We start from the raw sequence: 12,684 nt of genomic DNA on the forward strand, positions 1-12,684 counted from the left end.
TCGAAGCGTCGTTGCCCCGGCCCGGCGAGCCGGACCGGGGCAACGACACTGATCGGTTGCTTACTTCTCGATGACCGCGAGGACGTCGCGGGCGGAGAGCACCAGGTACTCCTCGCCGGCGTACTTGACCTCGGTGCCGCCGTACTTCGAGTAGAGAACGGTGTCGCCGACGGAGACGTCGATCGGCACGCGGTTGCCCTTGTCGTCGATCCGGCCCGGGCCGACAGCGAGGACGGTGCCCTCCTGCGGCTTCTCCTTGGCGGTGTCGGGGATCACGATGCCCGAGGCGGTGGTGGTCTCGGCCTCGTTCGCCTGGACCACGATGCGGTCCTCAAGCGGCTTGATCGCAACCTTGGTCGCGGTAGTCACGGGCATACCCTCCTGGGGTACTTGGTTTCGTTGCCGGTCGGCGCGCCGACCGGCGTCAATCTGCCACATGCCACCGGGCGGAACCGTCGTCGCGGGTGCCGGTCCGCCTGGCGTTCAACCCTCGGGCACCAGGGCCCGAGCGTTGGCACCCTCAGGGTGAGAGTGCTAATCGCAGGTTATTCCTCGGCTAGCACTCCGTCAAGGAGAGTGCCAACGCAGCCGCCTCGTGTCGCCACTCTTACGCCAGGGTCGACCGCAACACGCCGACAGCCCCTTCCCGCCAGGTGACCGCCTCCCCACTCTCCGGCGCGACACATCCCGGAGGGGCGGACGGATGGCGGCGCCGGCGTCGAGGCTGCGCCGCCCGGCGGGCGGGGGCGCTGGCCCGGGGGTGGGGTGTCGAGGTGGGGGCGGGAGGATGGGCGGGTGGATCTGGATCGGCTGGGCGCGTTGCGTACTGCGGAGGGGGTGGCGGCGCTCGACGCGGCGGCGCGGGTGGCCGGCGGCGATCCGCTGAGCGCGGCGAGCGCGCTCCGCTCGGCCGGGGTGCCGGCCGGGTTGGCGGCGGCGGCGCTGACCCAGGTGGAGCTGCGGCGCAGGGCGGCCGGCAAGTTCGGGCCGGCGGCGGACGGGATGTTCTTCACCCGGCCGGGCCTGGAGCAGGCCACCCGGCAGGTCGTCGCCCGGCGACGGGCCCGGCGGCTGCGCGCCGCCGGGGTGACCAGCCTGGCCGATCTCGGCTGCGGGCTGGGGGCCGACGCCCTCGCCGCCGCCCGCGAGGGCATCCGGGTGTACGGCGTGGAGGCCGACCCGCTCACCGCCGCGCTGGCGCAGGCGAACGCGCAGGCGGCGGGGCTGGCCGAGCTCTTCACCGTCGAATGTGGCGAGGCGAGCGCCTTCGACGTGACCCGGGTCGGGGCGGTCTTCTGCGATCCGGCCCGCCGCCGGGCCGGCACCGGCCGCCGGATCTTCGACCCCAACTCGTACTCGCCGCCGTGGGACTTCGTCACCGGGCTGGCCGAGCGGGTGCCGTACACGGTGCTGAAGGTCGCGCCCGGCCTCGACCACGCCCTCATCCCGGCCGGCGCCGAGGCCGAGTGGGTCAGCGTCAACGGCGACCTGGTCGAGGCCACTCTCTGGTGCGGCCCCCTCGCCAAAACCCCCCGCCGCGCGACCGTGTTGAAGGAAGGGCCCCCTGTTAACGCCTCCGGTAGAGCAGGGGCCCCCTCTTATCACCTCGCCGACGGGGGAACCCTCCACCCGGCCGACGGGGAAACTGTCCACCAGCTCATCGGGTCGGGGGAGGCCGAGGCGCCGGTCGGGCCGGTGCGTCGCTTCGTCTACGACCCGGATCCGGCGGTGGTCCGCGCCCACCTGGTCGCCGAGCTGGCCACCGAGCTGGACGCCACGCTGGCCGACCCGGCCATCGCGTACCTCTACGCCGACCAGGCGGCGCCGACGCCGTACGCCCGCTGCCTGGAGGTGACCGACGTGCTGCCGTTCTCGCTCAAGCGGCTGCGTGCGCTGCTACGGGAGCGCCGGGTCGGCCGGGTGGAGATCCTCAAGCGCGGCTCCGCGCTGGAACCCGAGCGGCTCCGGCGTGACCTGCGGCTCGGCGGCGACCAGCCGGCGAGTCTGGTGCTGACCCGGGTGGCCGATGCCCCGACGGTACTCGTCTGCCAGCCGGTGAGCTGAGCCGGGCCGGGAAAGCCGCTGGCCTCGGGCCGGGCCGGGGATTAGGTTGGCGGGCATGGCGGGACGGGGTACGCCGGCGACCGCGCTGCTGGCGAAGCGGAAGATCACCCATCGCACCCACCCGTACGACGTCCCGGCGGACGCCCCCAACTATGGCGCGCTGGTCGCCGCCGTGCTCGGTGTGGCGCCGGAGCGGGTCTTCAAGACCCTGGTGACCGAGGTGGACGGCGCACTCACCGTGGCGGTGGTGCCGGTCACCGGCGAGCTGGACCTCAAGGCCCTCGCCGCGGCGGCCGGCGGCAAGCGGGCCGCGCTGGCCGAGCGCGTGGCGGCCGAACGCGCCACCGGGTACGTACGCGGCGGCATCAGCCCGCTCGGGCAGCGCAAACGCCTGCCCACGGTGCTCGACGTGTCCGCCCTGGGCCATCCCACCGTGTACATCTCGGCGGGCCGCCGTGGGCTCCAGGTCGAACTGGCCCCGGCGGACCTGGTCGCCCTCACCGACGCCCGCACCGCTCCCCTCGCCACCGCCTGACCAGCCCGTTCGGCCCGTTGAGAGGGCCGCCGTGACCGGGGCGTGCCGGCAGGGTGTCGGGGGCGTTGCTGAATTGTTACCGCCGACAACAAACTCGTGGCCACCGCACTCTTGTGCTGGCGTGTGACGCGGAATACGTTGCCGGGCACAACAAAACAACACCGACACCCTTCCCCACCATCGAAAGGACCCTGCACATGCGCAAGGGCTTCCTCGCTGTCGGCGCCGTGGGCCTGCTGGCCCTCGGCAGCCTGACGGCCTGTGGTAACGAATCCGATGGCGACCAGGCCGGCTCCGGCAAGACTCCGAAGATCGGCGTGATCCTGCCGGACAGCAAGTCCTCGGTCCGCTGGGAGAGCGCCGACCGCAAGTTCCTCAAGGAGGCGTTCGACGCGGCCGGCGTCGAATCGGACATCCAGAACGCGCAGGGTGACAAGAACGCCTTCCAGACCATCGCCGACCAGATGATCACGAGCGGTGTCACCGTGCTGATGATCGTCAACCTGGACTCCGGCACCGGCAAGGCCGTCCTCGACAAGGCCAAGTCACAGGGCGTCGCCACCATCGACTACGACCGCCTCACCCTCGGCGGCTCGGCGGAGTACTACGTCAGCTTCGACAACGAGGCCGTCGGCCGGCTCCAGGGCGAGGGCCTGGTCAAGTGCCTCACCGAGGCCAACGTGCAGAAGCCGGCGATCGCCTACCTGAACGGCTCGCCGACCGACAACAACGCCACCCTGTTCAAGAACGGCTACGACTCGGTGCTCAAGCCGAAGTTCGACGCCGGCGAGTACACCAAGGTCGCCGACGACTCGGTGCCGGACTGGGACAATGCGCAGGCCGCGACCATCTTCGAGCAGCAGCTCACCAAGGCCGGCGGCAAGATCGACGGAGTGCTGTCCGCGAACGACGGCCTCGGCAACGCCGCCATCTCCGTGCTGAAGAAGAACAACCTCAACGGCAAGGTCCCGGTGACCGGGCAGGACGCCGACCCGCAGGCGTTGCAGAACATCCTCGCCGGCGACCAGTGCATGACCGTCTACAAGGCGGTCAAGAAGGAGGCGGACGCCGCCGCCGAGCTGGCCATCGCGCTGGCCAAGGGCGAGCGCAAGGAGACCGGCCAGACGGTGAAGGACCCGGAGGGCGGCCGTGACGTGCCGTCCGTCCTGCTCACCCCGGCGGCGATCTACAAGGAGAACGTCAAGGACGTCATCGCCGACGGCTACGTGACCAAGGACGAGCTCTGCACCGGCAACTACGCCAAGCTCTGCACCGACGCGGGCATCAGCTGACCCGACCCGCCAAGGCGGCGCCGCCCGGCACGGCAACCCGTGCCGGGCGGCGCGACGCCGCTGGACGGGCCCCGATCTCCCTCCGTGAATAGGAGAACCCCGTGTCCGCGACCCCACTGCTGGAGCTACGCGGGATCGACAAGAGCTTCGGTCCCGTCCAGGTGCTGCGCGACGTCGCCCTGTCCGCCTATCCGGGCGAGGTGACCGCGCTCGTCGGCGACAACGGCGCCGGCAAGTCGACCCTGGTCAAGTGCATCAGCGGCATCCACCCCACCGACGCCGGTGAGTTCGTCTTCGACGGCCGTCCGGTGAGCATCAACAACCCGCGGGACGCCGCCGGACTCGGCATCGAGGTCGTCTACCAGGACCTCGCGCTCTGCGACAACCTCGACATCGTGCAGAACATGTTCCTCGGCCGCGAGAAGCGCAACGGCATCGTCCTCGACGAGCCGACGATGGAACAGATGGCCGCGGAGACCCTGGCCGGGCTCTCCGTACGCACCGTCAAGTCGCTGCGCCAGCACGTCTCCAGCCTCTCCGGCGGTCAGCGGCAGACCGTGGCGATCGCCAAGGCGGTGCTCTGGAACAGCAAGCTGGTGATCCTGGACGAGCCGACCGCCGCGCTCGGCGTCGCGCAGACCGCCCAGGTACTCGAACTGGTCCGCCGGCTGGCCGACAACGGTCTGGCCGTCGTCCTCATCTCGCACAACATGAACGATGTCTTCGCCGTCTCCGACCGGATCGCCGCGCTCTATCTCGGCCAGATGGTCGCCCAGGTGAGGACCACCGACATCACCCACGCCCAGGTGGTCGAGCTGATCACCGCCGGTCGTTCCGGCGGGCTCGGACTCGCCGCCGACCCGGGCACCAACGGCAACGGCGCGGCGCCGTCCGACAGCACCACGGGAGGCGTCTCATGAGCGAGCCGCAGCGAGCGAATCATCAACGCCGGACGGATGCCGGCACGCAGCGCAGCGGAGGGTTGGCATGAGCACCACGGCCGTCACACAGGAGGGGCCGGCCGCCGTCGCTCCGGCCGCCACCATCGGCAGCCACATCCGCGACTACTGGCGGCGGGTACGCGGCGGAGACATCGGCGCCCTGCCCGCCGTCGCCGGGCTGCTCGTCCTCTGCACGATCTTCTCGATCATGCGGCCCTCGTTCCTCACCGCCGGCAACTTCGCCAACCTGTTCACCCAGGGCGCGGCGGTCACCCTGATCGCGATGGGGCTGGTCTTCGTCCTGTTGCTCGGGGAGATCGACCTGTCGGCCGGCTTCGCCAGTGGCGTCTGCGCCGCGGTGCTGGCCAACGTGGTCACCGTCCTGGGCTACCCGTGGTACGTCGCGGTGCTCGCCGCGGTGCTCACCGGCATGGTGATCGGTACCGCGTTGGGCTTCCTGGTCGCCAAGGTCGGCATCCCGTCGTTCGTGGTCACCCTCGCCGGCTTCCTCGCCTTCCAGGGCGTGGTGCTGCTGCTGATGGAGGAGGGCCGGAACATCTCGGTCCGCGACCCGGTGCTGGTGGCGATCGCCAACCGCAACCTGCCGGTGGCGCTCGGCTGGGCGCTGGCCGCGTTCGCCGTCGGCGGGTTCGCCGCGGTGCAACTGCTCCGCTACCGCAAGCGTGCGGCGCGTGGCCTGATCAATGACCCGCTGACCGTGGTCCTGGGCCGCATCGCCGTGCTGGCTCTCGTCCTCGGCCTCGCCGTCTACGTGCTCAACCTCGAACGCAGTCGCAACGTGCTGATCACCTCGCTCAAGGGCGTGCCGATCGTGGTGCCGATCATCGCCGTACTGCTGGTGGCCTGGACCTTCGTGCTCAAGCGCACCAGCTACGGCCGGCACATCTACGCGGTCGGCGGCAACCGGGAGGCCGCCCGTCGAGCCGGCATCGACGTGGACCGGATCCGCATCTCGGTCTTCGTGATCTGCTCCACGATGGCCGCCATCGGCGGCATCGTCGCCGCCAGCCGGGCCAACTCCGTCGACCCGAACACCGGTGGCAGTAACGTGCTGCTCTACGCCGTCGGCGCGGCGGTGATCGGTGGCACCAGCCTCTTCGGCGGCAAGGGCCGGGTGCTGGACGCGGTCCTCGGCGGCGCCGTGGTGGCGGTGATCGACAATGGCATGGGCCTGATGGGCTACAGCTCGGGCGTCAAGTACGTGGTCACCGGTGTGGTGCTGCTGCTCGCCGCCAGCGTCGACGCGCTGTCCCGACGACGAGCCTCCGCCACCGGCAACCGCTGAGAACCGCGCCACCGAAAGTAGTAACGCCCTGATGCGCGTAGGACCAAGCCAGGACGAGATCCGCCGGCAGAACCTCGGCGCCCTGCTGCGCCACGTGCACGTGCACGGCGCCACCACACGCGCCGAGCTGACGAACACGCTGGGGCTGAACCGGAGCACCATCGGCGCGCTCACCGCCGACCTCGCCGCGGCCGGCCTGGTGACCGAGGGCGCACCGAAGGAGACCGGCCGGGCCGGACGACCGTCGCTGGTCGTCCGGCCCGAGTCGGAGCGGATCTTCGCGTACGCGTACAGCATCGAGGTGGACCGGCTGCGCGCCGCGCGGGTCGGCCTCGGCGGCGCGGTGCTCGACCGCCGGGAACTGGACCGGCCGCGCGGTCTCACCGCCGCGGAGGCCGCGCCGCTGCTGGCCGGCGCGGTCAAGGAGATGCGGTACGCGCTGCCGGCGGGCGCCGTCTGCGTCGGTGCCGGGGTGGCGGTCTGCGGCATGGTGCGCCGCGACGACGGGCTGGTCCGGCTCGGCCCGACCACCGGTTGGGTGGACGAGCCGATCGGCACGGCGCTCGGCGCGGAACTCGGCGTCGACGTGCCGGTCACGGTCGGGAACGTGGCCGACGTGGCGGCCTTCGCCGAGCACGCCCGGGGCGTGGCGGCCGGCTGCGACAACGTCATCTACCTCTACGGCGACGTCGGCGTGGGTGCCGGGATCATCGCCGGCGGGCGGCGGCTGACCGGGCACGGCGGGTACAGCGGCGAGGTCGGGCACATGGTGGTGGCCCGCGACGGGGTGCGCTGCGAGTGCGGCAACCGGGGCTGCTGGGAAACCGAGATCGGCGAGCACGCGCTGCTCCGGGCCGCCGACCGATCCGACGCCCGGGGCCGGGAGGCGATGCTGGCCGTCTTCGACGCCGCCGGCCGGGGCGACGCCCGCGCCCAGACCGCGGTACGCCAGGCCGGCGACTGGCTCGGTTTCGGCGTGGCCAACCTGGTCAACATCTTCAACCCGGAGATGGTCATCTTCGGTGGCACGATGCGCGACCTGTACCTGGCCGCCGCCGCCCAGGTGCGCAGCCGGCTCAACTCCAACGGGCTGCCCGCCTGCCTGGAGCACGTACGACTGCGCACGCCGAAACTGGGCGACGACGCCGCCCTGATCGGCGCCGCCGAACTGGCCTTCGAACGGCTGCTCGCCGACCCCCTCGACGTGGGCTGAGAGCCGCCGACAGCAACGCCGTGAGCCGGTCTCGCGAACGGTGAACTGATCGACCGAAAATTCCGTACCAGTGTGCGGACGGGCGGCCGGCGTGGAGCGGGGCGCCCGTCGCTCGAACGATCGGTTCCCGACCGAGGAGGCACCGCAGACATGGCACCGCTGGATTCCGCTCGTCGCCGGCAGGGCAATCGGTCCCGTCGCTTGGCGGTGCTGCTCACCACGATCGCCGCCGCCCTCGTCGTGCTGCCCGGCGCGGCATTGGCCGCGCCCACCGGCCAGCAGCTCGCCGCCGCCGACCAGGCGCTGCTCGACGGGGTACGGCTGGCCGGGCTCTGGGAGATGCCGGCCGGACAGATGGCCGCCGAGAAGGGGCAGTCGCGGGTGGTCCGCGAGATCGGCGCCGAGATCGCCCGTCAGCACGAGGAGCTCGACCGGCTCACCGTGGAGGCGGCCAACAAGCTCGGCGCCACCATCCCGAACCAGCCGACCGCCGAGCAGCAGCAGTGGCTGGCCGAGATGAAGGACGCCAACGGCGCCCGCTTCGACCAGATCTTCGTCACCCGTCTCCGGGTCGCCCACGGCAAGATCTTCCCGGTGGTCAGCGCGGTCCGGGCCAGCACCCGCAACGCGGTCATCCGGGACCTGGCCAACGCGACCAACAAGTTCGTCGGCGACCACATGCTGATGCTGGAGAGCACCGGCCTGGTCCGCTATGCCGAGCTGCCGCCGGCGGCGCTGCCCGCACCGGGCAACGACGGCCTGATCGCCGCCGCGTCGGCCAACACCGGCCCGCAGATCGGCATCAGCAACAGCCTGATCTGGGCGATCTTCCTCGGCGCGCTCGGCACCGGCGGCTTCCTCTCGTACCGCATGCTCCGCCGCAGCTAGCCGCAGCCGATGACGACCCGCGCCCGAGCCGTTGCCCTGCTCGGGCTGATCCTGGCCACCCTGTGCGCCGCCCTGGGCCCCACCAGCCCAGCGGCGGCGCACGCCGTCGTGGTCGCCACCACGCCGCAGCGCGACGAGGTCCTCGGTTACGCGCCGCGCGAGGTGCTGGTGACCTTCAGCGAGCCGATCGCCGCCGTTCCCGGCCGGGTGCAGGTCCTCGCTCCCGACGGCAAGCGGATCAACGTCGGTGAGCCGGAGGTCCGGGACGGGACAATGCGGATCGGGCTGCGCGCCGCCGACCGGCCGCTCGGCACCTACCTGGTCAGCTACCGCGTCGTTTCGGCGGACAGCCATCCGGTGGCCGGCAGCTTCACCTTCTCCTCCGGAGCACCGTCGGCGACGCCGCCCCTGCCGGCCGACGCGGGCACCGAGTCGCCCGCCGGGACGCTGATGCCGGTGACGAAGTACGTCGGGTACCTGGGCCTGCTCCTGGCGGTCGGCCCGCCGCTGCTCACGGCGACCATGTGGCCCCGCCGCCGGTCCCGGCGGGGCGCGACCATCGTGGCGCTGGTCGGGCTCGGCCTGGTCGCGGCCGGCACGGTGGGCACCTGGGTCGGGCAGGCGGCGCAGGTGGTGGGCGCACCGGTCGGGCAGCTCTCCGTCGCCGACCTGCGCGCGGTCGCCGACACCGACATCGGGCTGGTGCTTGCCGTACGGCTAGCGTTGGTCTGCCTCGCCGCGGCGCTGCTGCCGGCGGTCACCAGGGGCACGGCGGGCCGCCGGTGGATCGGCGCGCTGGCGGTGACAGGGGTGGCCGGGCTGGTCACCTGGCCGATCGCCGGGCATCCGGTCGCCTCGCCGGTGCCGCCGGTGAGCATCGTGCTGACCACCGTGCACATCGCCGGGGTCACCGTCTGGCTGGGCGGGCTGCTCGCCCTCACCGTGTTCCTGCTCCGGGGCACCCACGAGCGGCTCCTCGCCCGGATCCTGCCGGCCTGGTCCAGGTGGGCCACGCTGGCCGTGGCCTGGCTGGTCACCGCCGGGGTCCTCCAGGCGGCGATCGAGCTCGGCCGGCCGTCGGCCCTCTTCGGCAGCGCGTACGGCCTGCTGCTCTGCGCCAAGGCCGCACTGCTGGCCGGGATCCTGGCCGTGGCGGCCGGGCAGCGGCGGCTGATCCGGCGGCAGGTCGCCGCCGGGCAACCTCGGCGGGTCGCCCGGGCGGCCGGTGTCGAACTCGCCGTGACCGCCGTGGTCCTGGCGCTGACCGCGATGCTGGTGCAGACCCCGCCCGGGCGTACCGCCGGCACGGCCGCGACCGGGGTGAGCCGGGAGGGCGTCGCCCAGTCGCTCACCACCGACCTCTTCACGCTCCAGTTCGACGTCTACCCGGCGGCCGCCGGCACCACCAACAGCCTGCACGCCTACGTCTACACCCCGCAGGCGAAGGAGTTGCCGGTCGCGGAGTGGACCGTCACCGCGGCCCTGCCCGCGGCCGGCATCGAACCGATCACCGTCGAGGTCTTCGCGCTGGAACCGCACCACGGCAGCGCCGAGATCCACTTCCCGGTCGCCGGGGACTGGACGCTGCGGATCAGCGCCCGGACCAGCGAGATCGACCGGTCCACGGCCACCACCACGGTGACCATCCGCTGAGGTTCAGCGGTCAACCTGGGTGAAGTCCCAGGAGTGCGGCGGCCGGGCTAGGAGCATCACCGGCGGGTCGGGCAGCGGCCGGGGGCTGCTGCGCCATTTGGAGATCACCACCACCCGGTGGTCGGTGGACGAGAAGACCTCGCTGGACAGGTGCAGCGGGTCATGCTCGAACTCGGGCAGGGCGGTGTCGCAGACCCAGGTGATCAGGTCGGCGAGGCCGTACGACTCCGCCCGCGCCTCCCACATCCGTACGATCACGTCGCCGTCCTCCCTCAGACGCTGACCGTGGTCAGCGGCATGGCCGAATCCGCCGGCAGGTCGAGCCGGCTCGCCGCGACCCCCGCAGCGACCAGGTGCGAGCCGAGCGCCGCCACCATCGCGCCGTTGTCGGTGCACAGGCCGGGTCGGGGGATGCGTACCCGGATGCCGTGCCGGGCGGCCCGCTGCTCGGCCATCGCCCGCAACCGCGAGTTGGCCGCCACTCCCCCGCCGATGACCAGAGTCTCGATGCCGCTGGTACGGCAGGCGTCCAGCGCCTTGCCGACCAGCACGTCGCAGACCGCCTCCTGGAAGGACGCGGCGACGTCGGCGACCGGGACCGGCTCGCCGGCCCGCTGCCGCGCCTCCACCCAGCGGGCCACCGCGGTCTTCAGCCCGGAGAAGGAGAAGTCGTAGCGATGGGCGGCGAGATCCTTGGCGGCGGTCAACCCGCGCGGGAAGGCGACGGCCGCCGGATCACCGGCCCGGGCCTCCCGGTCGATGTACGGCCCGCCCGGAAAGGGCAGCCCGAGCAGCCGGGCGACCTTGTCGAACGCCTCGCCGGCCGCGTCGTCGATGGTGGCGCCGAGTGGCGTCACGCCGCGGGCCAGGTTGTCGACCCGGAGCAGGGACGAGTGCCCGCCGGAGACCAGCAGCGCGATCGCCGGTTCGGGTAGCGGACCGTGCTCCAGGGTGTCCACGGCGACGTGCGCGGCCAGGTGGTTGACGCCGTAGACGGGCTTCTCGGCGGCCACCGCGTATCCCTTGGCCGCCGCCACGCCGACCAGCAGCGCGCCGGCCAGGCCGGGGCCGGCGGTGACCGCGATCGCGTCGACGTCGGCGAGGGTGACACCCGCCCTGGTCAGCGCCCGTTCCATGGTCGGCACGATGGCCTCAAGGTGGGCCCGGCTGGCCACCTCGGGCACCACCCCACCGAACCGCGCGTGCTGGTCCACGCTGGACGCGAGCGCGTCGGCGAGCAGGGTGTGCCCGCGTACGACGCCGACACCGGTCTCGTCGCACGAGGTCTCGATGCCGAGGATCAGTGGTTCGTCAGCCATGGCGGTCTCAGTCCTGGATGCGCTGCATCACCAGCGCGTCGGTGTTGCTCGGTTGGTAGTAGCCGCGCCGCACGCCGATCGGCTCGAACCCGTACATCGCGTAGAGCCGTTGGGCCGGCGCGTTGTCCGCCGCGACCTCCAGCAACACCGCGCGTACGGCACGCCGGGCGGCCTCGGCCAGCAGGGCCTCCAACAGCACCCGCCCGATTCCCCGGCGCTGGACGTCCCGCCGGACCGCGACGTTCTGCACCCACGCCTCGTCGGGCGGGGCGACGGCGAGCCCGGCATAGCCGAGCACCTCGCCGTCGTCGTCGGTCACGACCAGGTAGAAGTGTCCGTGGGACAGTTCGTTCCAGAACATCGCGGCGGACCACTGCTCGGCGCCGAAGAGATCCGCCTCGATCGGCAGCACCTCGCCGATGTGCCACCAGCGGAACCGGGCGAGGTGCACCGCGCCCGCCGGTTGCCGCTCGCTCACGGCAGGACCGGTTTACGCGCGGTGGCCGCCACCGCGTCCGGGCGGCGCAGATAGAGCGGGGTCAGCGGCTCGCCGGGCGCGCCGGCGCGGATCCGCTCGGCGGCCAGGGTGGCGAGCGCGTGCGCGTCCGGGTATCGCGGCTCGGCCCGCAGGGGCAGACCGAGCGTGTCGGCGTACCGGTGCGCGCCGTCGCCGACCGCAGCGGTGACGGCCAGCGCACGGGCCCGCCCGGCGACGGCCGCGGGCGCGCCGACCTCCGGCCCGACCAGGCGCTGCCCGGCACCGTCGTAGACCGCCCAGTAGATCTCCCGACGGCGCGCGTCGCTCGCCGCCAGCACCGGCTCGCCGGCCGCCGCCGGGTAGCCGATGGCGTCGAGCGAGCAGACGCCGTACGTGGGCACGCCGAGCACCTGGCCCATGGTGGCGGCGGTGACCAGCCCCACCCGCAGCCCGGTGAACGGGCCGGGGCCGAGCCCGGCGACGATCGCACCCAGGCCGGCAGGACGGCTGCCGGTGTCGGCGAGAACCGCATCGACCTGCGGCGCGAGCAGTTCGCCATGGGCGCGGGCGTCGACCGTGCGCCGGTACGCCCGGGTCGTGACGCCGCTCGCGGTGACCTCGACCAGCGCCGCCGTCACCGCCGGGGTCGAGCTGTCCACCACGAGTACGAGCACGGTGAACTAGCCTAGCCGCACGCCCATCCACCCGACGACGCCCCGCCACGCGTCACGCGACGCCGACGCCGACACCGACACCGACACCGACACCGACACCGACACATAGCCTCGCGGCCCTGATTTCACCGAGCAATATTTATTTCGCTGTGAAATCAAGCTCCCTGGACAAAGCATGGGTCCGCCTGACCCGCGCGCGGCCGGACCGAACTGACATGAATACGTCCCAGCTACCTCAGGCACCGCCGGAATGCGCCACCATCCCGGGATGACCGGGAGCCGTTGGCCGACCGGGTCAAGGAGCTGAGCCTCGACCGAGAT

Annotated in this window: 13 protein-coding genes; 8 read left to right on the forward strand and 5 right to left on the reverse strand. The window is 72.4% G+C overall.

Annotation, left to right across the window (positions count from 1 at the left end):
* Positions 1-60: 60 nt before the first annotated feature.
* A complete protein-coding gene (groES, locus tag ACQPYA_RS27160) occupies positions 61-375 on the reverse strand; it encodes a co-chaperone GroES (protein WP_089155197.1) in 315 nt (104 codons plus the stop codon).
* Positions 376-795: 420 nt separating this feature from the next.
* Here groES and ACQPYA_RS27165 point away from each other — a divergent pair, with 420 nt between their 5' ends.
* The 8 genes from ACQPYA_RS27165 to ACQPYA_RS27200 all read left to right on the forward strand — a co-directional run bounded on the left by ACQPYA_RS27165 (position 796) and on the right by ACQPYA_RS27200 (position 9,892).
* Complete coding sequence (locus tag ACQPYA_RS27165) at positions 796-2,064, forward strand: THUMP-like domain-containing protein (protein WP_433529884.1); 1,269 nt, start codon at positions 796-798, stop codon at positions 2,062-2,064.
* A gap of 55 nt (positions 2,065-2,119) precedes the next feature.
* Positions 2,120-2,599, forward strand: a complete 480-nt coding sequence (ybaK, locus tag ACQPYA_RS27170; RefSeq protein ID WP_433529885.1) for a Cys-tRNA(Pro) deacylase — start codon at positions 2,120-2,122, stop codon at positions 2,597-2,599.
* Positions 2,600-2,796: 197 nt separating this feature from the next.
* The gene (locus ACQPYA_RS27175; RefSeq protein WP_433529886.1) at positions 2,797-3,891 is read left to right on the forward strand and encodes a sugar ABC transporter substrate-binding protein; all 1,095 of its coding nucleotides are present in this window, start codon (positions 2,797-2,799) and stop codon (positions 3,889-3,891) included.
* Positions 3,892-3,992: 101 nt separating this feature from the next.
* A complete protein-coding gene (locus tag ACQPYA_RS27180; protein ID WP_433529887.1) occupies positions 3,993-4,811 on the forward strand; it encodes an ATP-binding cassette domain-containing protein in 819 nt (272 codons plus the stop codon).
* Between the two features lie 67 nt (positions 4,812-4,878).
* Complete coding sequence (locus ACQPYA_RS27185) at positions 4,879-6,138, forward strand: sugar ABC transporter permease (RefSeq protein ID WP_433529888.1); 1,260 nt, start codon at positions 4,879-4,881, stop codon at positions 6,136-6,138.
* 31 nt (positions 6,139-6,169) lie between these two features.
* Positions 6,170-7,351: an ROK family protein gene (locus ACQPYA_RS27190; protein WP_433529889.1), complete on the forward strand. Its 1,182-nt coding sequence runs from the start codon at positions 6,170-6,172 to the stop codon at positions 7,349-7,351.
* A gap of 150 nt (positions 7,352-7,501) precedes the next feature.
* Positions 7,502-8,239, forward strand: a complete 738-nt coding sequence (locus ACQPYA_RS27195) for a DUF4142 domain-containing protein (protein ID WP_433529890.1) — start codon at positions 7,502-7,504, stop codon at positions 8,237-8,239.
* A 9-nt stretch (positions 8,240-8,248) separates the two neighbouring features.
* On the forward strand, positions 8,249-9,892 hold the full coding sequence (locus ACQPYA_RS27200; RefSeq protein WP_433529891.1) for a copper resistance CopC/CopD family protein: 1,644 nt from the start codon (positions 8,249-8,251) through the stop codon (positions 9,890-9,892).
* A 3-nt stretch (positions 9,893-9,895) separates the two neighbouring features.
* Here the strand turns inward: ACQPYA_RS27200 and ACQPYA_RS27205 are convergent, their stop codons facing one another.
* Genes ACQPYA_RS27205 through tsaB form a run of 4 tightly spaced genes read right to left on the reverse strand, consistent with a single transcriptional unit; the run spans position 9,896 to position 12,363 of the window.
* Positions 9,896-10,150 (reverse strand): hypothetical protein, encoded by a 255-nt coding sequence (locus tag ACQPYA_RS27205; RefSeq protein WP_433529892.1) that lies wholly within the window; start codon positions 10,148-10,150, stop codon positions 9,896-9,898.
* Between the two features lie 14 nt (positions 10,151-10,164).
* Entirely contained in the window at positions 10,165-11,211 is a 1,047-nt protein-coding gene (tsaD, locus tag ACQPYA_RS27210) for a tRNA (adenosine(37)-N6)-threonylcarbamoyltransferase complex transferase subunit TsaD (protein WP_433529893.1), read from the reverse strand.
* A gap of 7 nt (positions 11,212-11,218) precedes the next feature.
* Positions 11,219-11,662, reverse strand: coding sequence for a ribosomal protein S18-alanine N-acetyltransferase (gene rimI / locus ACQPYA_RS27215; RefSeq protein WP_433533646.1), 444 nt, complete (start codon positions 11,660-11,662; stop codon positions 11,219-11,221).
* 23 nt (positions 11,663-11,685) lie between these two features.
* On the reverse strand, positions 11,686-12,363 hold the full coding sequence (gene tsaB / locus ACQPYA_RS27220; protein ID WP_433529894.1) for a tRNA (adenosine(37)-N6)-threonylcarbamoyltransferase complex dimerization subunit type 1 TsaB: 678 nt from the start codon (positions 12,361-12,363) through the stop codon (positions 11,686-11,688).
* Positions 12,364-12,684 lie beyond the last annotated feature (321 nt).

The sequence above is a fragment of the Micromonospora sp. CA-263727 genome, from assembly GCF_050942455.1.
In the GTDB taxonomy this organism is placed as follows: Bacteria; Actinomycetota; Actinomycetes; order Mycobacteriales; family Micromonosporaceae; genus Micromonospora.